At 70.7% G+C, this 20,654-nt stretch carries 24 protein-coding genes; 12 read left to right on the top strand and 12 right to left on the bottom strand.

Annotation, left to right across the window (positions count from 1 at the left end):
- From GEV28_RS09515 to iolD, 3 genes are read left to right on the top strand one after another with little or no spacing between them, the layout of a single operon-like run.
- A complete protein-coding gene (locus tag GEV28_RS09515) occupies positions 1–1,053 on the top strand; it encodes an ABC transporter permease (protein WP_291410777.1) in 1,053 nt (350 codons plus the stop codon).
- A complete protein-coding gene (locus GEV28_RS09510) occupies positions 1,050–1,856 on the top strand; it encodes an ATP-binding cassette domain-containing protein (RefSeq protein ID WP_291410774.1) in 807 nt (268 codons plus the stop codon). Before GEV28_RS09515 ends, GEV28_RS09510 begins: the two co-directional genes overlap by 4 nt.
- Positions 1,853–3,712, top strand: a complete 1,860-nt coding sequence (gene iolD / locus GEV28_RS09505; RefSeq protein ID WP_291410773.1) for a 3D-(3,5/4)-trihydroxycyclohexane-1,2-dione acylhydrolase (decyclizing) — start codon at positions 1,853–1,855, stop codon at positions 3,710–3,712. The genes GEV28_RS09510 and iolD overlap by 4 nt, the downstream gene beginning before the upstream one ends.
- Positions 3,713–3,721: 9 nt before the next feature.
- On the opposite strand, the gene GEV28_RS09500 is transcribed toward iolD, so the two are convergent.
- Positions 3,722–3,901 carry a DUF3073 domain-containing protein gene (locus tag GEV28_RS09500; RefSeq protein ID WP_291410771.1) on the bottom strand — a complete coding sequence of 60 codons (180 nt, stop codon included), beginning with the start codon at positions 3,899–3,901 and terminating at the stop codon, positions 3,722–3,724.
- Positions 3,902–4,121: 220 nt separating this feature from the next.
- On the opposite strand from GEV28_RS09500, the gene GEV28_RS09495 reads away from it, so the two are divergent.
- Positions 4,122–5,012 (top strand): hypothetical protein, encoded by an 891-nt coding sequence (locus GEV28_RS09495; protein ID WP_291410769.1) that lies wholly within the window; start codon positions 4,122–4,124, stop codon positions 5,010–5,012.
- A gap of 159 nt (positions 5,013–5,171) precedes the next feature.
- Here the strand turns inward: GEV28_RS09495 and GEV28_RS09490 are convergent, their stop codons facing one another.
- The 4 genes from GEV28_RS09490 to GEV28_RS09475 are packed head-to-tail and all read right to left on the bottom strand — an operon-like array spanning position 5,172 to position 8,196.
- A complete protein-coding gene (locus GEV28_RS09490; protein ID WP_291410767.1) occupies positions 5,172–5,750 on the bottom strand; it encodes an aerial mycelium formation protein in 579 nt (192 codons plus the stop codon).
- Positions 5,751–5,809: 59 nt separating this feature from the next.
- A complete protein-coding gene (locus tag GEV28_RS09485; protein WP_291410765.1) occupies positions 5,810–6,640 on the bottom strand; it encodes a 3-keto-5-aminohexanoate cleavage protein in 831 nt (276 codons plus the stop codon).
- A gap of 15 nt (positions 6,641–6,655) precedes the next feature.
- Positions 6,656–7,759: a folate-binding protein gene (locus GEV28_RS09480; protein ID WP_291410763.1), complete on the bottom strand. Its 1,104-nt coding sequence runs from the start codon at positions 7,757–7,759 to the stop codon at positions 6,656–6,658.
- Positions 7,756–8,196 carry a Fur family transcriptional regulator gene (locus GEV28_RS09475; protein ID WP_291410827.1) on the bottom strand — a complete coding sequence of 147 codons (441 nt, stop codon included), beginning with the start codon at positions 8,194–8,196 and terminating at the stop codon, positions 7,756–7,758. Before GEV28_RS09475 ends, GEV28_RS09480 begins: the two co-directional genes overlap by 4 nt.
- 54 nt (positions 8,197–8,250) lie before the next feature.
- Here GEV28_RS09475 and GEV28_RS09470 point away from each other — a divergent pair, with 54 nt between their 5' ends.
- Positions 8,251–9,096 carry an aminodeoxychorismate lyase gene (locus GEV28_RS09470; protein WP_291410761.1) on the top strand — a complete coding sequence of 282 codons (846 nt, stop codon included), beginning with the start codon at positions 8,251–8,253 and terminating at the stop codon, positions 9,094–9,096.
- Positions 9,093–9,716, top strand: a complete 624-nt coding sequence (locus tag GEV28_RS09465) for a DinB family protein (protein WP_291410759.1) — start codon at positions 9,093–9,095, stop codon at positions 9,714–9,716. The genes GEV28_RS09470 and GEV28_RS09465 overlap by 4 nt, the downstream gene beginning before the upstream one ends.
- A gap of 187 nt (positions 9,717–9,903) precedes the next feature.
- Here the strand turns inward: GEV28_RS09465 and GEV28_RS09460 are convergent, their stop codons facing one another.
- The 7 genes from GEV28_RS09460 to GEV28_RS09430 all read right to left on the bottom strand — a co-directional run bounded on the left by GEV28_RS09460 (position 9,904) and on the right by GEV28_RS09430 (position 14,194).
- Positions 9,904–10,542, bottom strand: coding sequence for an FABP family protein (locus GEV28_RS09460; RefSeq protein ID WP_291410757.1), 639 nt, complete (start codon positions 10,540–10,542; stop codon positions 9,904–9,906).
- 166 nt (positions 10,543–10,708) lie between these two features.
- On the bottom strand, positions 10,709–11,017 hold the full coding sequence (locus GEV28_RS09455) for a DUF1416 domain-containing protein (protein WP_291410755.1): 309 nt from the start codon (positions 11,015–11,017) through the stop codon (positions 10,709–10,711).
- Between the two features lie 20 nt (positions 11,018–11,037).
- The gene (locus GEV28_RS09450; RefSeq protein WP_291410753.1) at positions 11,038–11,880 is read right to left on the bottom strand and encodes a sulfurtransferase; all 843 of its coding nucleotides are present in this window, start codon (positions 11,878–11,880) and stop codon (positions 11,038–11,040) included.
- On the bottom strand, positions 11,877–12,317 hold the full coding sequence (locus tag GEV28_RS09445; RefSeq protein ID WP_291410751.1) for a DUF4395 domain-containing protein: 441 nt from the start codon (positions 12,315–12,317) through the stop codon (positions 11,877–11,879). The genes GEV28_RS09450 and GEV28_RS09445 overlap by 4 nt, the downstream gene beginning before the upstream one ends.
- Positions 12,318–12,558: 241 nt before the next feature.
- Positions 12,559–12,984 carry a thioredoxin family protein gene (locus GEV28_RS09440; RefSeq protein ID WP_291410750.1) on the bottom strand — a complete coding sequence of 142 codons (426 nt, stop codon included), beginning with the start codon at positions 12,982–12,984 and terminating at the stop codon, positions 12,559–12,561.
- Positions 12,981–13,871 carry a DUF2993 domain-containing protein gene (locus GEV28_RS09435; RefSeq protein WP_291410747.1) on the bottom strand — a complete coding sequence of 297 codons (891 nt, stop codon included), beginning with the start codon at positions 13,869–13,871 and terminating at the stop codon, positions 12,981–12,983. The genes GEV28_RS09440 and GEV28_RS09435 overlap by 4 nt, the downstream gene beginning before the upstream one ends.
- Positions 13,872–13,888: 17 nt before the next feature.
- The gene (locus GEV28_RS09430) at positions 13,889–14,194 is read right to left on the bottom strand and encodes a hypothetical protein (RefSeq protein ID WP_291410746.1); all 306 of its coding nucleotides are present in this window, start codon (positions 14,192–14,194) and stop codon (positions 13,889–13,891) included.
- A gap of 380 nt (positions 14,195–14,574) precedes the next feature.
- Between GEV28_RS09430 and GEV28_RS09425 the strand changes: the two genes are divergently transcribed.
- The 6 genes from GEV28_RS09425 (at position 14,575) to pstB (ending at position 20,498) form a co-directional block, all read left to right on the top strand.
- Positions 14,575–15,303, top strand: a complete 729-nt coding sequence (locus tag GEV28_RS09425) for a response regulator transcription factor (RefSeq protein WP_291410744.1) — start codon at positions 14,575–14,577, stop codon at positions 15,301–15,303.
- 15 nt (positions 15,304–15,318) lie between these two features.
- Positions 15,319–16,182, top strand: a complete 864-nt coding sequence (mshD, locus tag GEV28_RS09420; RefSeq protein ID WP_291410742.1) for a mycothiol synthase — start codon at positions 15,319–15,321, stop codon at positions 16,180–16,182.
- Positions 16,183–16,402: 220 nt separating this feature from the next.
- A complete protein-coding gene (gene pstS / locus GEV28_RS09415; protein ID WP_291410740.1) occupies positions 16,403–17,512 on the top strand; it encodes a phosphate ABC transporter substrate-binding protein PstS in 1,110 nt (369 codons plus the stop codon).
- A gap of 190 nt (positions 17,513–17,702) precedes the next feature.
- A complete protein-coding gene (pstC, locus tag GEV28_RS09410) occupies positions 17,703–18,608 on the top strand; it encodes a phosphate ABC transporter permease subunit PstC (protein WP_291410826.1) in 906 nt (301 codons plus the stop codon).
- Positions 18,608–19,696 carry a phosphate ABC transporter permease PstA gene (pstA, locus tag GEV28_RS09405; RefSeq protein ID WP_291410738.1) on the top strand — a complete coding sequence of 363 codons (1,089 nt, stop codon included), beginning with the start codon at positions 18,608–18,610 and terminating at the stop codon, positions 19,694–19,696. The genes pstC and pstA overlap by 1 nt, the downstream gene beginning before the upstream one ends.
- A gap of 22 nt (positions 19,697–19,718) precedes the next feature.
- On the top strand, positions 19,719–20,498 hold the full coding sequence (gene pstB, locus GEV28_RS09400; RefSeq protein WP_291410736.1) for a phosphate ABC transporter ATP-binding protein PstB: 780 nt from the start codon (positions 19,719–19,721) through the stop codon (positions 20,496–20,498).
- Positions 20,499–20,654 lie beyond the last annotated feature (156 nt).

Raw genomic sequence — 20,654 nt, 5'->3', positions numbered from 1 at the left:
ATGACGACAACAACGACAACGGAACCCGCGGCCGTCGACGAACGCATGACCTCGCCGGGGTTACTGAACAAGCTGGTCGTGCGGCCGGAGATCGGCGCGCTGCTCGGCGCGCTCGTGGTGTTCGTCTTCTTCTCGGTCGTCGCCGACAAGTTCCTCACGATGAGCGGCGCCGCCACCTGGCTCGACGACTCGGCGACGCTCGGGATCATGGCGGTCGCCGTGGCGCTGCTGATGATCGGCGGCGAGTTCGACCTGTCCGCCGGGGTGATGACCGCGTCCACGGCGCTCGTCACCGCGATCTTCGCGACCCAGGTCGGGCTGAACGTGTGGCTCGCGCTGCTGCTGTCGCTGATCTTCGCGCTCGGGGTCGGCGCGCTGAACGGCTGGCTGGTGGTGCGCACCGGGCTGCCGAGCTTCATCGTCACCCTCGGCACGTTCCTCGCGCTGCAGGGTCTCAACCTCGGCGTCACCCGGTTGATCACCGACTCGGTACAGGTGTCCGGGATGCGCGCCACGGCCGGCTACGAGTCCACCGGGTTCGTGTTCGCGTCCACGTTCTCCATCGGCGGCACGCCGTTCCAGATCTCGATCATCTGGTGGATCGGGTTCGCCGCGGTAGCCGCGTGGCTGCTGGTGCGCACCAAGTTCGGCAACTGGATCTTCGCGGTCGGCGGCGCGGCGGTGTCCGCGCGGGCGGTCGGCGTGCCGGTGGCACGCACCAAGATCCTGCTGTTCATGGGCACCGCGCTGGCCGCGTGGCTGGTCGGTTCCATCAACATCCTGCGGTTCACCACGGTGCAGGCCAACCAGGGTATCGGGTTGGAGTTCCAGTTCATCATCGCCGCGGTGATCGGCGGGTGCCTGCTGACCGGCGGCTTCGGCTCGGCCATCGGTGCCGCGATCGGCGCGCTGATCTTCGGCATGGCCCGGCAGGGCATCGTGTTCGCGAACTGGAACAGCGACTGGTTCATGCTCTTCCTCGGCATCATGCTGCTCGGCGCGGTGCTGGTGAACAACACCTTCCGGCGGCGCGCGGAAAGGGTCCGGCGATGACTCCGACGACGACACCGACGCAGACAGCTCTCATCGAGGTCGACGAGGTCGGCAAGAACTACGGCAGCGTGATCGCCCTCCGCGACGTGTCCACTGTGGTCAACCCGGGCGAGGTCACCTGCGTGCTCGGCGACAACGGCGCCGGCAAGTCCACGCTGATCAAGATCCTCGCCGGGGTGCACCAGCACGACACCGGCCGGTTCCTGGTCAACGGGAACGAGGCGCGGCTGGGCTCGCCGCGCGAGGCGCTCGACCACGGCATCGCCACGGTCTACCAGGACCTGGCCGTCGTGCCGCTGATGAGCGTGTGGCGCAACTTCTTCCTGGGCTCGGAGCCGACCGTGGGCGGCGGGCCGTTCCAGCGCCTGGATCGCCGCAAGGGCAAGGAGACCGCGCGCACCGCGCTCGCCGAGATGGGCATCGACCTGCGTGACGTCGAGCAGCCGGTCGGGACGCTCTCCGGCGGCGAGCGGCAGTGCGTGGCGATCGCCCGGGCGGTCTACTTCGGCGCGAAGGTGCTGATCCTGGACGAGCCCACCGCGGCGCTGGGCGTCAAGCAGTCCGGCGTGGTGCTCCGGTACGTCGCGCAGGCCCGCGACCGCGGCCTCGGCGTCGTGCTGATCACGCACAACCCGCATCACGCCTACCCGGTCGGCAACAGGTTCCTCATCCTCAAGCGCGGCCGCAGCCTCGGCTCGATGGACAAGAAGGACATCACGATCGAGGAGCTGACGAGGCAGATGGCCGGCGGCGCCGAGCTCGAGGCACTGGAGCACGAGCTCCGCGAGGTGGCCGGCCAGTGAGGCTGACGACCGCGCAGGCGCTGGTCCGCTGGCTCCTCGCGCAGCGGACCGTGCTTCTCGACGGCACCGACGCACCGCTGTTCCCGGGCGTGTTCGCGATCTTCGGGCACGGCAACGTGCTCGGCCTCGGCACCGCCCTGTCCGAGCAGGACGGTCTTCCGGTGTGGCGCGGTCACAACGAGCAGGGCATGGCGCTGGCGGCGGTGGGCTTCGCGAAGGCGACCCACCGCCGCCAGGTCGGCGTCGCCACGTCCTCGATCGGGCCGGGGGCGCTGAACATGGTGACCGCGGCAGGCGTCGCGCACGCGAACCGGCTGCCGCTGCTCCTGCTGCCCGGCGACACGTTCGTCAACCGCGCCCCGGACCCGGTGCTCCAGCAGGTCGAGCACTTCGGCGACGGCACGGCCACGGTCAACGACGCGTTCCGCGCGGTCAGCCGCTACTTCGACCGGATCGTGCGGCCCGAGCAGCTGATCGCCACGTTGCCGCAGGTCGCGCGGGTGCTCACCGATCCGGCCGAATGCGGGCCGGTCACTCTCGCCCTGCCGCAGGACGTGCAGGCGGAGGCGTTCGAGTTCCCGGTAGCGCTGTTCGAGCCGGTCACCCACCGGCCGCCGCGGCCGCGACCGGACCGGCACGCGCTTGGTCGGGTCGCCGACGCGGTCGCCGCGTCGCACCGGCCGCTGCTCGTGCTGGGCGGCGGCGTCCGGTACTCCGGCGCGACGCACAGCGCGTCGGCGCTCGCGGAACGGCACGGGGTGCCGATGGTCGAGACCACCGCCGGGCGCACCCTGCTGCGCCACGACCACCCGCTGTACGCCGGGCCGCTCGGCATCACCGGCTCGGCGTCGGCCAACACACTGGCCGCCGAGGCCGACCTGGTGCTCGCGGTGGGCACCCGACTGCAGGACTTCACGACGGCGTCCTGGTCGGTGTTCGCGCCGGACGTCCGGCTCGTGTCGATCAACACCGCGCGGTTCGACGCGGTCAAGCACGGTGCCCTCGCGCTGGTCGCGGACGCCGACGAGGCGCTCGGCGACCTCGCGGGCCTGCTCGACTCATGGCGGGTCTCGGCGTCCTGGTCGGACCGGGCCGCCGCCGAACGGGCGCGCTGGGACTCCTACGTCGACGGGCTCCGCGCGCCGGGTGCCGGGTTGCCGACCTACGCGCAGGTCGTCGGGGTCGTCAACGAGGAGAGCGGCGCGGGCGACTACGTGATGACCGCGTCCGGCGGGCTGCCCGGCGAGCTGATCGGCGGCTGGCGCGCCGTCGCCGCGCCGGAGTCCGGAATGGATGTCGAGTACGGCTTCTCGTGCATGGGCTACGAGATCGCCGGCGCGTGGGGCGCGGCGATGGCCAGGGCGTCGGGCGTGGTGACGACGCTGCTCGGCGACGGCTCGTACCTGATGCTCAACTCGGAGCTGTTCTCCGCCGCGTTCGCCGGCCACGGGTTCGTGGCCGTCGTGTGCGACAACGACGGCTACGCGGTGATCGACCGGCTGCAGCGGGGCAACGGCGCGCCGGGGTTCAACAACATGTACGCCGACGCCCGTTCGCTACAGGCGCAACCGCCCCGGGTTGACTTCGCCTCGCACGCGGCGTCGCTGGGTTGCGCGGTGCTGTCCGTTCCGGACCTCACCCGCCTCCGCGCCGCCTACCGGCAGGCGCGCGAGCACGCACGGGCCGGCCGGGTGGCCGTCGTGGTGATCCGCACCCATCCGTCCGCGTGGACGGACGCCGGAGCGTGGTGGGAGGTGGGCGTGCCCGAGTACTCGGCGTACCCAGACGTCACCGACGCACGAGAGGCGTTGGACAAGGCGAAGTCCGACCAGGTTCGCTACCTGGGCCGCCCCTGAACCAGACGATCAACGACGGTAGTTGTCGTCCTCGTAGTCGTCGTCGTCGAACTGTTCTCCGCCGTTGCCGTCTGAGCCAGTCTGGCTCGACAGCTCACGTTGCAGAGCCTCGAAATCGGTGTGTTGAGTGCTGTATTTGAGCTCTCGGGCCACCTTGGTCTGCTTAGCCTTCGCCCGGCCGCGCCCCATGGCTCGACCCCCTCGCACAGTGACGGGGCGGCCGGGGGAATCGGCGGCCCCGCAGATCTCGACATTTGGTTCCTGTAACTACCGTACCGTGCCGACCGGGTTCTGTGCGAAGGGGCACGGCGTTCTCTCGGCGGTTCGGTTGGTTCGTTCGGCGGCCTCGCCGAGCCTCGGTGATCGCCCTGTGACCGCCCACCCGATCGTTCGTGACACGATGCCTCTCGTGCCTCGACCGTTCGTCGCCTACCTCAGGGTGTACGAACCGTTGTCCGCGTTCGACGAGGCCGTCGCCAAGCGCCTTCGCGAGGCTCTGGAGACCAACCACCTCGACTACGCGACGGTCGGTGAGCGCGAGCGCGACATGTGGCTCAGATCACAACTGTCCGTGCCGCCGACGCTACTGCCCGGTGAGCTCGCCAACGGTGACCCGTCCCCGCGCGCGCTGCGGGACGTGCTCGTACTCGACCCGGCGGAGGTCCCGATCGACCAGGCCACGGTCGGTCCGGGTCCGCTGGTGTGCCCGCTGGACGTGCGGGCCAGGTCGGCCGCGGCGCTGGTCGGGTTCCTGACCTCGTCGCATCCGGCGTTGCGGGCGGTGGCGTTGACCGGATCCATGGACTCCGTGCGGGAGAAGGCGGCGACGGTCCTGTCGGACCTCCCGGGCGGGGCCGTGCACATCGTGTCGACGACATGGACGGTGCCGCTGCCGTGGTTCACCCTGGTCGACCCGGCGCACCGGCACATCGTGGTCGCCACCCGCGAGGACGCCCGCCGCCAGGTCTGCTGGCGGGTGGCGATGGCCGACGCCCGCAGGCGGGTGGCCAAGGCGCACTCCCTGGCCGAGCGGGTGCTCGGCGACCAAGGCCCGACGAAGGTGCTCGAGGACACCGGCCGGTGGCTCGAGCACTTCCACCCGCACTCGGCGGTGGAGCTCGACTACGGCGGCCTGGTCCAGCTCCTGGACGACGAGGAGATGGTGGAGGACACGTCGGCGGCCGACGTGAACGGGATCGTGGACGCGCTCGAACGCGAGGACGTCGACGAGATCGCCGCCTACTTCGAACGCCTGCGCGACTTCTGGGGCGACCTGGCCGTGCGCGAACGTTTCAACTAGTGTCGCGTGATCCTGTTCCTTTGCGTCCGCTGTGGATCCACGTGGTTCCTGGCAAGGCGGAGGAAAGCCGCTCGTACTGGATGTACTTGGGCTTTTCTCCAACGCCGCCAGGGGCCGCGTGGGCCGCAGCTGGCGTAAAGGTTTCAGGGTCACGCGACACTAGTGCTCGTCGGCTGGGTCCTCGCCGCGTTCGGCGGCGAGCAGCCGGTCCACCGAGGCGCTGCCCGCCCGGTAGCGGCCGCCGATCTCGTCGTTCAGGAGGTCGACGACCTTCTGCACCTCACGCCGGCGCTGGGACACCGACGCCTCCTCCGCCGCGTAGGTCCGCAGCGCGAGATCCAACCGCTCGTCCGGCAGCGAGCCCACGTCGGACAGGTCCGCGTCCGAGACGAGCGCCTCGACGTGCCGGCGGTGCGCCTCCGCGCGGGAGGGCTCGAGGGGCTGGTGCCGGCCGGAGCCGGCCGGGGACTGGCCCACCGCGTTGTCCGCGAGGATCTCGGCGAGGCGCTCCACCACCGAGCTCGAGCCGCCCTCCGCCCGGCGCTTCTGCTCCGCCCTCACGATGTCGATCCGCCCGTGCAGCAGCCTGCGCAGGTAGGACAGGTCGGTCTCCTCCTGCGCGGCGTCGTCGCGGCGCGCGCGGACCTCGGTCAGGTCGAGCTGCGTCAGGTGGGCCACGTAGTCCGGCGCGAGCACCCGGTCGATACGCCTGCGGCCACCTGGTCGGACTTCGATCACATCGTCCATCCTCCGGTACGGAGCGGGTTGTCGCCAACCTGGATGTCTCACCCAGTGACTCAGTTGCTTTGCGCAACCCCGATCAACGTCCGCGCCTCGTCCGCCGACAGCGGTGGCCGCTGGGCCACGGACGCGAGCTCCGCGGCCCGCGAGACCAGCTGAGCGTTGTCCCGGACGCGCTCCCCTCGCGCGTAGGACACCGTGTCCTCCATGCCGACCCGCAGGTGCCCACCCGCGGACAGCGACGCCAGCATCACCGGCAACGACGTCCGCCCGATGCCCGTCGCCGAGAACGTCGCCCCGGAAGGGATGGCTCGCAGCGCGGCGACCAGCGTCTCCGGGTCACCCGGCATGCCGCCGGGCACACCCATCACCAGGTCGACGTGCACGTGCCCGCCGGCGGGCAGGCCGTGCCGGTCCAGCAGCCGGCGCAGGCTCGCCAGCTGGCCGATGTCGAAGATCTCGTACTCCGGCACGATCCGCCGCTCCTGCATCCGCTTGTGCAGCTCGACTACGAACTCCCAGCGGTTCATGAAGACGTCGTCGCCGAAGTTGACCGTGCCCATCGTGCACGAGGCCGAGTCCGGCATCGCCTCGAGCACGCGCAGCCGGTGGTCCTCGAGGTCGGTCACCGCGCCGCCCGTCGACAGCTGTACGACCAGGTTCGTCCGCTCCCGAAGCGCCGCGACGGTGTCCTTCAGGCGCCGCAGGTCGAGCGTCGGCTTGGTGTCCGCGCCGCGGATGTGCACGTGGATCATCGCGGCGCCCGCGGCCTCGCAGGCCACCGCCTCCGCGACCAGCTCCTCCAGCGTGACCGGCAGGTTCGGCACGTCCGACTTGGCATGTTCGGCACCCGTCGGCGCAACGGTGATCAGGGTCCCTGACGTCATGGCACCGGATCGTAGTCAGCCACGCAGCCGGCGGGCCGCCTCTCGACCGAGGCCCGGGGTGGCCTCGGGCACGGAGTCGGGGTCGATGGCGGCCTGGACGACGCGGTCCTCCGCACCGGCCAGCAGCTCGGCGTCCAGCGGCACCGAGTACTTGACCAGCGCCAGCGCGATCGGGCCGAGCTCGTGGTGCCGCGCGACCGACCCGACCCGGCCCACGGTCCGCTCGCCGAGCAGTACCGGGTCGCCGGTCTCGGGCTGCACCTCCGGCGAACCGTCCAGGTGCAGCAGCAGCATCCGGCGCGGCGGCCGGCCCACGTTGTGCACCTTCGACACGGTCTCCTGGCCGCGGTAGCAGCCCTTGGCCACGTGCGCGGCGACGCCGATCCAGCCGACCTCGTGCGGGATCGTGCGGTCGTCGGTGTCCACCCCAATCCTGGCCCGCGCGGCCTCGACCCGGAACGCCTCGTAACCCCAGCTGCCCATCGGCCGCGCGCCGCCCGCGGCCAGCCGGTCCCACCAGTGCGTGAGCCGGTCCCGGGGCACGAGCAGGTCGACGCCCACCGGCATGCGCCGCACGAGCACGCCCTCGGCACCGGCCACCTCGTACGGCGCGGCCGGCACCGGCAGCACGACCGACGCCAGCAGGTCGTCGGTTTCGGGACCCAGCAGCGACAGCACGGCCCGCTCGGCCGTCGCGTCCCGCAGCTCCACCTTCGACCAGAACACCATCGACTCGAGGTAGGAGAGCAGCGTCTGCGTGCCACCGCGCAGGCCCGTGGCCGACGCGCCGGGCTCGGTGTCGAGCCACACGGTCTCGTCGAGGTGTGCGACCGCCATGTGTGCGTCGACCCTGCCCAGGCTGTCGAGCACCAGCGCCTCGGTGCCGGCGCCGTCGGCCAGCTCGGTGACGTGCTGGGAGATGACCAGGTGCAGCCACCCGAGCCGGTCCGGTCCGGTGACCGCGATCAGCTCCCGGTTCGACCGGTCGACGACGGCGACCTTGCGCGCGGCGGCCCGCTGCTCGGCGAACGGGTCGCCGAAGTGCCACGGCACGCCCTGGTCCGGCGCGCCGTCCGGGGGCGGCACCGCGCCCGGTACGTCGAGGATCGGTGAGGTCATGACGGCTCCTGACCCGAGCAGTTGCGGCAGCTGCCGGAAAGTGCGAGGTGGCTGGCATCCAGTGCGAACCCGTACCGGGCGCGCAGTGTTCCGCGCAGCTCGTCCATCAGCTCGCACGGTGCCTCGATCACGTCGCCGCAGTCGTGGCACACCAGGTGGACGTGGCGGTGTTCGTGCACCGAGTAGGTGGGCGCACCGTGGCCGAGGTGGGTGTGCCGCACGATGCCGAGGTTCTCCAGCAGCTCGAGCGTGCGGTAGATCGTGGTGATGTTGACCGTCGGGGTGCTGCGCTGGACCTGCTGGCAGACCCGTTCCGGGGTGGCGTGCGCCAGCTCGAGCAGCGCGTCCAGGACGAGTTGGCGTTGCGGGGTCATGCGCATTCCACGGCGGTGCAGCGTCTCCCGGAGCTGGGCCCGCTCCGCTTCGATGTCGCGCATGCTCACGGTCTCCACGCCACAAATCGTAGGCGCGCGGCTGAGTAGGCTGCCGGTATGCGGGTGCTTGCGATGCTGGACGGAACGCTGGCCGACCCCGAAGCGCGGCACCTTCGGGTCGACGACCTGGGCCTGATCCGCGGCGACGGGATCTTCGAGACGATCCTGGTGGTGGCCGGCGAACCGCGCGAGCTGGGTCCGCACCTGGACCGGCTGGCGCGCTCGGCGGCGATGCTCCAGCTGCCACCGCCCGACCGCCCGCAGTGGGAACGCTGCGTGCGGGTCGTGCTCGACGCCTGGCAGGGCGACTCGGAGATGGCGCTCAAGCTCGTCTACACGCGCGGCCCGGAGTTCGGCGACGGCACGCCGACCGGGTTCGCGCTGGGCATGCCGATCGGCGCGAGGACGCTGCGCAACCGGGCGACCGGGGTGCGCGCGGTGACGCTGGACCGCGGCTACGAGCCCGAGATCGTGGCGCGGGCGCCGTGGCTGCTCCTGGGCGCCAAGTCGCTGTCCTACGCGGTGAACATGGCCGCCATCCGCTACGCCGAGGCGCATGACGCCGAGGAGGCGATCTTCATCGCGGCCGACGGCTCGGTGCTCGAGGGCCCGACGTCGTCGGTGGTCGTCGTGCGGGGGCGGACGCTGCGCACCACGCCGCCGTCGAGCGGGATCCTGCCGGGCACGACCCAGGGCGCGCTGTTCCGGGCCGCCGAGCAGGCCGGCTGGGTGACCAAGGTGGAGCCGCTGACCTTCGCCGAGCTGACCGAGGCGGACGGCCTGTTCCTCGCGTCGAGCGTCCGCAAGATCACCCGGGTGCACACGCTCGACGGCGTGGCGCTGCCGGATGCCACGTGGCTGCACGGCGAGCTCGGCGCGCTGTACGAGTCCGAGTATCGGTGACCGTCACCGCCGAGCACCTCGACCGGGCGGTCCAGCTCTCCCTGGCCACGCTGCTGCGGGCCTCGTCGGCCGACTGGGACGGCAAGGCCGGCTCGCTCGAGTGGACCTGCTGGGAGACCGTCGAGCACCTCGCCGACGACCTGTTCCAGTACGCCGTCCAGCTGACCCTGCGCACGCCGTCGCTCACCGGTGACGTCCCGTTCCTCTGGGAGCCCCGCCGACCCGGCGGCCCGCACAACGCGGTGCACGCCGACCGCTCGGCCGGGCCCACCGGCCTCCTGCAGGTACTGGAGGCGTGCGGCGCGCTGCTGGTCGCGATGGTGCGGACCAGGTCGCCGGAGGTCCGCGCGTTCCACGGCTTCGGGATCGCGGACCCCGAGGGCTTCGCCGCGATGGGCGCCGTCGAGACCCTGGTCCACACGCACGACCTCGCCGGCGGTCTCGGCCTCGCCTGGACGCCACCCGCCGACCTGTGCGCCGAGGTGCTCACCCGGCTGTTCCCGGACGCGCCGAAGGACACCGAACCGTGGCCGACCCTGCTGTGGGCCACCGGCCGCGGCGAGCTCCCCGGCCACGAACGCCTCACGAAATGGCGCTGGTACGGCGTGCCGCGTCCCTGACGGTCCGTTGTCCACAGGCCGCGGAGTTGTCCACAACCACGCCGCCGACCACCCTGACTCGTCGGTCCACGCCGGTAGTGTGAAAACAGGGGACCCCCAGGCGAAAGCGCTCAGCCATGGCCTTGGGCGTTTGCGATCGCAACTCAGCGGTGCTCGGCGATCCGTGGTTCGGCCGGGCGGGTCCGGGTCAGCCGGCGACGCGGCGCAGGTAGGCCGACGTGTGCGGCTGCAGTGGCTGGCCGACCATCGCCCGCTCCTCGACGTAGGCCAGGTCGCCGTTGTTGACCAGGCCGTACAGCCGCTTCGCGCCGGTGACGTCCTTGGCCGAGGACGTGCGCATCGTGACGTCCGTGGCGAGCTCCCAGGACGTCTGGGTGCGCGGCTCGCCGTAGAAGATCTCCACGATGCCCGTCGCGTGCGCCAGCAGGACCTCGATCGTCTCGTCGGGCCGCGGGCGCCACCAGCCGACCTCGCGTGCCGCCGGGCGGATGGCCTTGCCGTCCGCGTCCAGCAGCCACGCGCGGGACTCGTAGAAGACGAACGGCCTGCCGTCGTGGGCGAAGGTGATCTGCTGGCCGAAGTGCGCCCCGTCGATCGTGGGGTAGACGACCTCGCCCTCGCCGCGCCACACACCGATCAGCGGCAGCAGCGGCAGCAGGGCGTCGTTCAGGCTGGCGCCGTCGCGCAGGTTCGCCGTGTCGTTCGGGACAGGCAGGTCCTCCCACTGTGGGAGGTTGCGTTCGCGGGTGGTGGCGGCTCGCTGCGCCGCTGCCCGCAGTGCCGCGTCACCACTGCCAGGAACCGGGTTGCCCTCTGCGTCGCTCATCGGTCCGACCCCGCGTGCAGGCGGTGGGCCGTGCGGCCCAGAAGTGCGGTGCCGGCGAGTGCCGTGATGATCAACAGGACGGTCCAGAACAGTTCCACCCGGCGAGGATATGCGAACGCGGGACGGCCGAATGCATGACCGCCCCGCGTTCTGGTGAGATGCCTTCTCAGTCGACCGCCACCGCGACCGGGTGCAGCCCCGGTCCGTCCGCGGTCACCTTGGTCTCGCCGTTGCCGGTGCGGTGCAGCGCACGCACCGTCCACTGGCCGGGCGCGGCGAAGAACCGGAAGTCACCGTCCTTTGAGGACACGACCTCGGCGGTGAACTCGCCGCTCGCGTCGAGCAGCCGCACGTACGCGCCACCCACGGGCGCGCCGTCCGCGGTCACCTTGCCGCCGAGCACGATCTCCTTCTCGAGATCGATGCCCGCCGGCAGCTCCGCGGTCTGTTCCGGCGCGGCGCATCCGTCACTCATGGCTTCTCCTTCACGAAAGGTCAGTGGGCTCCGGGACCGATCTCGACCGGCACGCCGACCAGCGAGCCGTACTCCGTCCACGAGCCGTCGTAGTTCTTCACGTCCGAGTGGTCGAGCAGCTCGTGCAGCGCGAACCAGGTGTGCGAGCTGCGCTCACCGATGCGGCAGTAGGCGATGGTGGCCTTGGCCTCGTCGATCCCGGCCGCCTTGTAGAGCTCGCGCAGCTCGTCGGAGGACTTGAACGTGCCGTCCTCGTTCGCCGCCTTGCTCCACGGCACGTTGATCGCCGACGGTATGTGCCCGCCGCGCTGCGCCTGCTCCTGCGGCAGGTGGGCGGGGGCGAGCAGCTTGCCGGAGAACTCGTCGGGCGAGCGCACGTCGACCAGGTTCTTGGCGTTGATCGCCCCGACCACCTCGTCGCGGAACGCGCGGATCGCGGTGTCCTGCTCCTTGGCGGCGTAGCTGGTCTCCTCACGGGTCACCGCGTCGGTGGCCAGCGGCCGCCCGTCCAGCTCCCACTTCTTGCGGCCGCCGTCGAGCAGCTGCACCGCGTCGTGGCCGTACAGCTTGAAGTACCAGTAGGCGTACGCGGCGAACCAGTTGTTGTTGCCGCCGTAGAGAACGACCTTGTCGGAGTTGCCGATCCCCTTGGCGGACAGCAGCTTCTCGAAGCCGGCGCGGTCGACGAAGTCGCGGCGCACCTGGTCCTGCAGCTCGGTCTTCCAGTCGATCCGGACCGCGCCCGGGATGTGGCCGCCGTCGTACGCGGAGGTGTCCTCGTCGACCTCGACGAACACCACCCCGGCGGTCCCGAGGTTCTCTTCGGCCCACTCGGCCGTGACCAACACGTCTTCGCGGCTCATCGGAGCGCTCTCTCCTTCGTTGGGGTGACTCGTTTGATCAGTAGGTAGGTCTCGCAGCCGAGGCAGAACGCGAACGCGGCGTTGAGGAACGCCGCCGCCAGCGCGAACGCGGTCGCCACCACGCCGAGCGCCGGCACGTCGAGGGCGTACCCGAGCGTGCCGAGCACGGCGAACCCGAAGCCGACGCCCTGGGCGAAGCGCAGCGGCGCCTGGTCCTCGCGCTCGGCGGTCGGCTGGAGCCGCGGCGCGACCAGGTACCGGTAGACCAGCGAGTACGGCGCGACGCGCAGCCCGGCGAACGCGCCGATCGCGAACACCACGCCCTGCGCCGCGAGCAGTGGCCACCACGAGGTGACCAGCGCGACGGCGAGGACGACGGTGGTGACCCACGCGGTGAACCGTGGGCCGCGGGGATCAACGGGCGGGTGTGCGGACATGGACGACCTCCTGACTGCGGAGCTGGACGCATGGCTGGGCAGCGGTAACCAGCGCGGGCGAAGGCCGAGAGGGGCCGCCCGTCAGTCAGTTGCCGGACACAGGCTCGAGTCGACGCGGCAGTAGTCGACCGCGCGACGCCTGGTCAGCAAGGTGTACACGCCTCGCACACTACCGTCGATTCCCTGCCCCTGGGAGGCGTGTCCACTGGGTGGGACGGCCCGAGTGGGTGATTTTCGCAGGTCAGGTTGGGCCGACCGATGGGCCGAGGTGCGGCCGGAGCGCCTCCAGCAGGATGTCCCGCCTGGGCACCCCGCCGACCCGCAGGAGCTCGGTGCCCTGCCCGTCGACCGCGAGCGTGGTGGGAGTGCGCAGCACGGACAGCTCACGCGCCAGCTCGGGCCGGTCGGTGAGGTCGAGCTCGGTGTGGTGCAGCCCGTCGGTGCGGGCGGCGAGGTCGGACAGCAGCACGCGGGCCTGCCGGCACGGTGCGCAGAACGTGGTGGACAGCTGCACGAGAGTGACCCCGGCCGGGGCGAGCGCGCGGCGCACGTCCTCGGGAAGCCCGGAACCGGCGGCGGCCCTGATCCGGCCGTTGCGGGCCCGCAGTGCCAGGCCGAGCGCGCTCGCGAGCACGAGCGTGCCGATCAGCACCAGCGCACCGGTCATGCACCACTCCCGCCGAGCACCACGTCGAACGCCTTGCCTTTCACCGACAGTACGCCCGGTTCGACATTGACCGCCGTGGGTGTGACCGTGAAGGGCAGCTCACCGGGGTCGAGGGTGACCTTGAGCATCTGCAGGATGCCGGCCTCGAACTGCGGGGGCAGCTGACCGGAGCCCAGGACGCTGTTGCGCAGCTCCAGCCGCGACGGGACGAAGTTCGCCTTGGCGTCCACCAGCGTGATCAGACCGAACGCGCAGAAGTCGGTCTCCTCGCCGCCGATGTCGCCGGTGGCGCAGATCCGCGCGCCGGCCTGGGTGTCGTCGTCGTCCTCGAGCTCCTCGGCGCGCTCGGCCGCGGCCTGCTCCTCGTCGGTGCGCTCGTCGGGGTCGGACCGGGCGTCCTGCTCGCTGACCGGGTCGATCGTGAGGTTGGTGATCGAGGAGACCAGCGGGTTCTCGTTCTGCAGGATGGCCCGGGTGACGTCCGAGGCCTTGACCCGGACCTGGCCCTCCACCTCACGCACCCGCACGCCCTGCAGCGTGCCGGACACGAGGTCGCCGAGCGGGGCGATGACACCCATCAGGTCGACGTGCACCTCGAGGTCGCGCAGCGTGTCCTGCACCGGAACGCCCTTGGCGTCGATCGAGACGTGGTCGTACTCGCCGGAGATCGCCTGGGCCAGGAAGGAGAAGCCGTTGACCTTCACCGACGGGTCGTCGGTGAGGTGGAACTGCTCGCGGGCGCGCTTGGACACCTGGTACTCGAAGACCGCCGCGGCGCCGAAGTCGGCCGCCACCAGCAAGCCGATCAGCACCACGAGGCTGATGACGATCCTGCGGGTCCGCCGTCGCCGCCGGGGCGCGGTGCCGGACTTTCCGGGTGTCGTCATCTGTGCCGTCCTCGGTGTCATGCCGCCGTTCGCTCCGCTTCGTTCGTTCGGCTCCCGCAGTGGTCGGCCAGCCAGGCCGCCATCCGGTCGACCAGCTCCGGGCTCATCGCGGTCTCCGCGTGCCGCACACCGCGCTCGAGCCACAGCTCCGCGTGGCCACCGGTGGCCCTCCGCACGGCCAGCGGGTGGTCCACGCCCAGGTAATGATCCCCGTCGCCGTGCACCAGTAGTAAGGGGGTGGGTGCGATCCGGTGCGCGACCTCGATCGGGCTGGCCGGAATCTCCAATGACGGCGGCGCGAGCCGTACCCGCAGCGCACGCATCGCGAGCCGGCCGTGCGGCAGCTCGGCCAGCCAGAACAGCCTGCGCGCCCGCCCGAACGACCGCGCCCGCGGAAGTCGAACGCGACTACCGTGTGTCGCCGGGCGAGGCGGCGCAGGATCCGTTCGACGAACGGCTTGCGGACATGGTTGGTGAAGCCGTGGCCGACGACGACCGCAGAGTCGACCGCGGAGCCGACAGCGGACCGTACCTCCGGCTCGTTACGGGAATGTTGCCGTCGCAACACCAGTCCCGCGAGCCGCACGCCGTCGCCGGTCCGCTGGTGCACTCGTGTGACACATGCGTCACGACCAGGACATTCGGCGGGCACAGCGGTTATTCTCCCGGAAAGCCACGGAGTACCCGGAGAGGCGGGCCCCCAATGAGCCTCGACCTGCTGCTGCTCACCGCGGACCCAACGCCGGGCTCGGTCGTGCCATCCCTGATGTTGCTGCCCCACCACGTGCGCACCCAGGCGCCGGAGGTCACCGCGTTGCTCGACGCAGGGTCACGGGACGTCGTCCTGGTCGACGCGCGCACGGACCTCGCCGCGGCCAAGAGCCTGTGCCGGCTGCTCACCAGCGGCGGCGACAGCGTGCCCGTCGTCGCCGTCGTCAACGAGGGCGGTCTGGTGGCCGTCAACCCGGAGTGGCGGGTGGACGACATCCTCCTGCCGACCGCCGGTCCGGCCGAGGTCGACGCCCGGCTGCGGCTGCTCAACTCGCGCGGCCCGGCCGGCGCTCCCGCCGACGGCGCGTTGCGGCTCGGCGAGCTGGTGATCGACGAGGCGACGTACATGGCTCGGCTGCGTGGCCGGCCGCTCGACCTGACGTACAAGGAGTTCGAGCTGCTCAAGTACCTCGCGCAGCACGCGGGCCGGGTCTTCACCCGGGCGCAGCTGCTGCAGGAGGTGTGGGGCTACGACTTCTTCGGCGGCACCCGGACCGTGGACGTGCACGTGCGACGGCTGCGCGCGAAGCTCGGCACCGAGCACGAGCAGATGATCGGCACCGTGCGCAACGTGGGCTACAAGTTCGTCCAGCCCCCCAAGCCCGCCGCCGCCACCGCGGACCGGCTGACCGCCGAGCAGGACCCGGTCAGCGCGCTCTGACGTAATGTCGGGGACGTGAGGATCACCTGGCAGGAGTCCGCACCGGGGGACGACGTCCGGGCACTGCTTCGCGCCGCGCGGGCGCACGACGGGCGACCCGAGGTCGACGAGCAAGGTCCGTTGCCCCGGGAGTTCCGCGGTGGGTCGCACCTGCTCGCGCACGAGGGCGGCGAGCTCGTCGGCTACGCGCACCTCGACACCGGCGGCGACGCGTTCGGCAACCAGGTCGCCGAAGCAGTCGTGCACCCCGCGCACCGGTGCGAGGGCCACGGCACGCGCCTCGTCGAGGCCGTGCTCGACCGGGCCGAGGAGAAGCTGCGGATCTGGTCGCACGGCGACCATCCGGCGGCCGTGCGGATCGCGGAGCGGAAGAACCTTGCCAGGGTGCGGGAGCTGCTGAAGATGCGGCTGACCGGCCTGGCCGACCTGCCGGCGCCGTCGTGGCCCGACGGCGTCGGCGTGCGTACGTTCGTCCCCGGCCGGGACGAGGCCGAGCTGGTCGCGGTCAACGGCCGCGCGTTCGACTGGCACCCCGAGCAGAGCCGGCTCACCGTCGAGGAAGTCGTCGCCACCGAGCGGGAGGGCTGGTTCGACCCGAAGGGTCTCTTTCTCGCCACCCGGGCGGACAAGGTCGTCGGCTTTCACTGGACCAAGGTGCATCCGGGTGAGATCGGCGAGGTCTACGTGGTGGGCGTCGACCCGGCCGCGCAGGGCGGCGGCCTGGGCAGGGCGCTCACCCTGGTCGGCCTGCACCACCTGCGCGACATCGGGCTCGGAGAGGCGGTTCTGTACGTGGAGTCGGACAATTCCGCGGCCGTCGCGCTGTACAACCGGTTGGGTTTCACGGTCGCCGAGACGGATGTCGCCTACCAGCGGTAATTGACCCGCGGAGAAGGCGTCACCGTTACTCCACGCAACAAAAATCACAATCCGGTGTTGTTCACCTCGAGTTCACCTGAACACCCGGGTCTGTCCATTCCCCTTCCCTAGCGTCCGCGCTTGTGCCGCCTTTCAGCAGCGCACGTGAGTTCCGTGCCGTCCGGACAACCCGTGGCGGGCGGACCGATCTCGTGACATCGACATACCTCGAGAGGATCCAGTGAAGCGCATCCGCTACGGCCGCATCGCGGCCCTCGTCGCTGCCAGTGCCCTGGCACTGACCGCGTGCGGCAACGACCCCGCTCCTTCGGGCTCCGGGGACAGCAACGGCGGCGGTTCGGAGCAGAGCAACCTGGCCGGCAAGCTTGCCGGCGCCGGCGCGAGCTCCCAGGAAGCCGCCATGCAGGCCTGGATCGCGGGCTTCGGCTCGGCGAACCCGGACGTCACCGTCAGCTATGACCCGGCCGGTTCCGGCGCCGGTCGCACCCAGTTCGGTGAAGGTGCGGTCGACTGGGCTGGCTCCGACGCGGTGATGGACGACGAGGAGCGGGCGGCGGCCGAGGAGCGGTGCGGCAGCGACGCCATCCACCTGCCGCTCTACATCAGCCCGATCGCGGTCGTCTACAACCTCGACAACGTGGACAACCTGCAGCTCTCGGCCGCGACCGTGGCCGGAATCTTCGACCGCAAGATCACCAGGTGGGACGACCCGAAGATCAAGGCGGACAACCCCGACGCCACGCTCCCCGGCACGGCGGTCACCCCGGTCAACCGCTCCGACGAGTCGGGCACCACCGAGAACTTCACCGACTACCTGTCGGTGGTCGCGCCGGAGGCCTGGCCGCACGAGGCCAGCGGTGAGTGGCCGCTGAAGGGTGGCCAGTCGGCGCAGGGCACCTCGGGTGTCGTGCAGACCGTCTCGGGTGGCCAGGGCACCATCGGCTACGCGGACGCCAGCCAGGCCGGTCAGCTGGGCAAGGCCAAGATCAAGGTCGGCGAGAACTTCGTCGACCCGTCGGCCGAGGCCGCCGCGAAGATCGTCGACGAGTCGGAGCGGGTCTCTGGTGGGCCCGAGCACGACCTGGCCTACGAGCTCAAGCGGGACACCACGGCCGAGGGCACCTACCCGATCGTGCTGGTCTCGTACATCATCGTGTGCGAGAAGTACAGCGACGCCACCCAGGGCGACCTGGTCAAGGCGTTCGTCGGCTACATCTCGAGCGAGAAGGGCCAGAAGGCAGCCGCCGAGGCGGCCGGGTCCGCCCCGATCTACGACACGCTGCGCACCGACGTCGATGCCTCGATCGAGTCCATCGGCGCGGGCAGCTGACCGAGCCGGACACCTTGTTACGGTCTGGCCAGCCGGGTGGACGACCACGCGAACGTGGTCGTCCACCCGGCCGCGCCCGTCCCTTCCCGTCCACGGAGCTGTCGTGACCACAACGGGCCAACCGGCGACAAGGCGCAAGGCGCCGCATCGACCGGCCAAGCAAAGCGCACCGCAGCGGCCGGGCGATGTCATCTTCTCGAACGCCGCTCGCGCCGCCGGTGTCCTCATCCTCGTCATCCTCGCCGCGGTCGCGATCTTCCTGGTCGCCGAGGCCTGGCCGGCGATCGACACCCCCACCGAGGTGCTGGCCGACCGGATCCAGTGGATCGAGGAGGGCCAGTCGCTCCTCGGCTACGTCGGCCCACTCGTGTTCGGCACGGTTCTCGCGGCGCTCATCGCGCTGCTCATCGCGACCCCCGTCGCCATCGGGGTTGCGTTGTTCATCTCCCACTACGCGCCGCGCAGGCTGGCCCAGGTCTTCGGCTACGCCATCGACCTGCTCGCGGCCATCCCCAGCGTGGTCTACGGCCTGTGGGGCGCCCTGTGGCTGATGCCCAAGGTGTACCCGGTCTTCGTCTGGCTGAGCGAGTACCTCGGCTTCATCCCGATCTTCGCGGGGCCGGTCGGCACCCCGCCCCGAACGATCCTCACCGCGGGCATCGTGCTCGCCGTGATGATCCTGCCGATCATCACCGCGGTGTCCCGCGAGGTGTTCCTGCAGACCCCGACGCTGCACCAGGAGGCCGCGCTCGCGCTCGGCGCCACCCGCTGGGAGATGGTGCGGCTCGCCGTCTTCCCGTTCGCCCGGTCCGGCATCATCAGCGCGACGATGCTCGGTCTCGGTCGCGCGCTCGGTGAGACGATGGCCGTCGCGATGGTCCTCTCGCCGGGCCTCGCCTACTCGTTCTTCATCCTGCAGCCCGGTCAGCAGCAGAACATCGCCGCGAACATCGCGCTGAAGTTCCCGGAGTCCACCAGCATCGGCGTCAACGTGCTGATCTTCACCGGCCTGGTGCTGTTCGTCATCACACTCGTCGTCAACATGATCGCGCGGTGGATCGTGTCGCGGCGCGCCGAGTTCTCGGGGGCCAACTAGTGACCACCCTGCAGGACCCGATCGACGTCGGGCTCCGCGCCAAGAAACTGAGCCACGGCAAGCTCCCGCGCTACAGCCCGCTCGGTCTGTTCGTGCTCTCGCTCGCGGCCATGTCCGGGATCCTGGCGGTCTTCGGCTCGTTCAGCATCCCGCTCGCCGTGTTCCTCGGCGTCATCCTCTTCGCGGTGGCGCTCCTGGTGCTGTCCGGTGCCGTCGAGGGTGGCCGGGCCGCCCGCGACCGGCTCGCCACCACGCTGATGTACAGCGCGTTCGGGCTGGCGGTCATCCCACTGATCAGTCTTCTGTGGACGGTGCTGCAGTACGGCCTGGCGCGGTTCAACGGCTACTTCCTCACCTACACGATGCGCGGCGTGTTCGGCGGCATGGACGCAGGCGGCGTCTACCACGCCATCGTCGGCACCCTCGAGATCACCCTGTTCGCCACGCTCATCTCGGTGCCGATCGGCCTGCTCACCGCCATCTACCTGGTGGAGTACGGGCCGACCAGGCTGGGTCGCGGCATCACGTTCTTCGTCGACGTGATGACGGGCATCCCGTCCATCGTGGCCGGCCTGTTCGCCTACGCGTTGTTCGCGCTGTTCTTCGGGCCGGGCGTGCGTATGGGGGTCGTCGGCTCGGTGGCGCTCGCGGTGCTGATGATCCCGATCGTCGTGCGGGCGTCGGAGGAGATGCTCAAGCTCGTGCCGAACGAGCTGCGCGAGGCGGCCTACGCGCTGGGCGTGCCGAAGTGGCTCACGATCGTCAAGGTCGTGCTCCGCACGGCGGTGGCCGGCCTCGTCACCGGCGTCATGCTGGCGATCGCCCGGGTCATCGGTGAGACGGCGCCGCTGCTGATCACCGTCGGCGTCGTCGACTCGGCCAACTTCGACCTGTTCGACGGCCGGATGATGACGCTGCCGGTGTACGTGTTCCGCCAGTACAGCCAGGGCCTGGCACCCAACGGCATCACCACGATCAACTACGACCGGGCATGGGCCGCGGCACTGACGCTGATCATCATCGTCATGCTGCTCAACCTGGTCGCCCGGCTCATCTCCCGGTTCTTCGCGCCGAAGACCGGCCGCTGACAAGGAAGACGCGACAAGGACGATGGCGAAGCGACTCGACATCTCGGACCTGAACATCTACTACAGCGACTTCCTCGCGGTCGAGGGCGTCTCGATGGGCATCGAGCCGCGCGCGGTCACCGCGTTGATCGGTCCGTCCGGATGCGGCAAGTCCACCGTGATCCGCTCGCTCAACCGGATGCACGAGGTCATCCCCGGCGCGCGCATCGAGGGCCGCATCGCGCTCGACGGCGAGGACCTCTACGGCAACGCGGTCGACCCGGTGCAGGTCCGGCGGAACATCGGCATGGTGTTCCAGCGGCCCAACCCGTTCCCCACGATGTCCATCCACGCCAACGTGATCGCCGGTATGCGGCTCAACAACCGCCGGATGTCGAAGAAGGCGGCCGACGAGGTCGTCGAGAGCTCGCTGCGGGGGGCCAACCTGTGGAACGAGGTCAAGGACCGGCTGAACAAGCCGGGCTCGTCGCTGTCCGGCGGGCAGCAGCAGCGCCTGTGCATCGCGCGGGCCATCGCCGTCCAGCCGGACGTCCTGTTGATGGACGAGCCGTGCTCGGCGTTGGACCCCATCTCCACGCTGGCGATCGAGGACCTGATCGGCGAGCTGAAGAAGGACTACACGATCGTCATCGTCACCCACAACATGCAGCAGGCCGCGCGGGTGAGCGACCAGACGGCGTTCTTCAACCTGGCCGGGGTCGGCCAGCCCGGCAAGCTGATCGAGATGGACGCGACCGAGAAGATCTTCTCCAACCCGACCCAGAAGGCGACGGAGGACTACATCTCCGGCCGCTTCGGCTGACCCGTTACCGCTTTCGGGTGACGTCCACCCGCAACGGCACCGAATCCCATCTCGCTGGCGTCAGATGAACAGCGACGGCGCGCGCACTCTCGCCGAGGCCTACGGGCTGGACGAGACCGGGTCGAGGCCCTCGCCCGCCTCGCCCGCGAGCCGCGC

Origin of the sequence: Actinophytocola sp. (assembly GCF_009379765.1) — a bacterium.
Lineage (GTDB): Bacteria > Actinomycetota > Actinomycetes > Mycobacteriales > Pseudonocardiaceae > Actinophytocola.
Note: the sequence above shows the minus strand (reverse complement) of the source record. Positions and strands in the feature narration are given on the sequence as shown.

Bases quoted from the DNA above. Each gene is read 5' to 3' on its own strand.
- GEV28_RS09455 (WP_291410755.1), bottom strand. From the start codon at position 11,017: ATGAGTGACGGATGCGCCGCGCCGGAACAGACCGCGGAGCTGCCGGCG.
- GEV28_RS09430 (WP_291410746.1), bottom strand. From the start codon at position 14,194: ATGCGTGCGCTGCGGGTACGGCTCGCGCCGCCGTCATTGGAGATTCCG.
- GEV28_RS09440 (WP_291410750.1), bottom strand. From the start codon at position 12,984: ATGACCGGTGCGCTGGTGCTGATCGGCACGCTCGTGCTCGCGAGCGCG.
- GEV28_RS09480 (WP_291410763.1), bottom strand. From the start codon at position 7,759: ATGACCTCACCGATCCTCGACGTACCGGGCGCGGTGCCGCCCCCGGAC.
- GEV28_RS09510 (WP_291410774.1), top strand. From the start codon at position 1,050: ATGACTCCGACGACGACACCGACGCAGACAGCTCTCATCGAGGTCGAC.
- GEV28_RS09500 (WP_291410771.1), bottom strand. From the start codon at position 3,901: ATGGGGCGCGGCCGGGCGAAGGCTAAGCAGACCAAGGTGGCCCGAGAG.
- GEV28_RS09475 (WP_291410827.1), bottom strand. From the start codon at position 8,196: ATGCGCGACATCGAAGCGGAGCGGGCCCAGCTCCGGGAGACGCTGCAC.
- GEV28_RS09445 (WP_291410751.1), bottom strand. From the start codon at position 12,317: ATGTCCGCACACCCGCCCGTTGATCCCCGCGGCCCACGGTTCACCGCG.
- GEV28_RS09460 (WP_291410757.1), bottom strand. From the start codon at position 10,542: ATGAGCGACGCAGAGGGCAACCCGGTTCCTGGCAGTGGTGACGCGGCA.
- GEV28_RS09485 (WP_291410765.1), bottom strand. From the start codon at position 6,640: ATGACGTCAGGGACCCTGATCACCGTTGCGCCGACGGGTGCCGAACAT.
- pstB (WP_291410736.1), top strand. From the start codon at position 19,719: ATGGCGAAGCGACTCGACATCTCGGACCTGAACATCTACTACAGCGAC.
- GEV28_RS09435 (WP_291410747.1), bottom strand. From the start codon at position 13,871: ATGACGACACCCGGAAAGTCCGGCACCGCGCCCCGGCGGCGACGGCGG.
- GEV28_RS09470 (WP_291410761.1), top strand. From the start codon at position 8,251: ATGCGGGTGCTTGCGATGCTGGACGGAACGCTGGCCGACCCCGAAGCG.
- GEV28_RS09450 (WP_291410753.1), bottom strand. From the start codon at position 11,880: ATGAGCCGCGAAGACGTGTTGGTCACGGCCGAGTGGGCCGAAGAGAAC.
- GEV28_RS09515 (WP_291410777.1), top strand. From the start codon at position 1: ATGACGACAACAACGACAACGGAACCCGCGGCCGTCGACGAACGCATG.
- GEV28_RS09425 (WP_291410744.1), top strand. From the start codon at position 14,575: ATGAGCCTCGACCTGCTGCTGCTCACCGCGGACCCAACGCCGGGCTCG.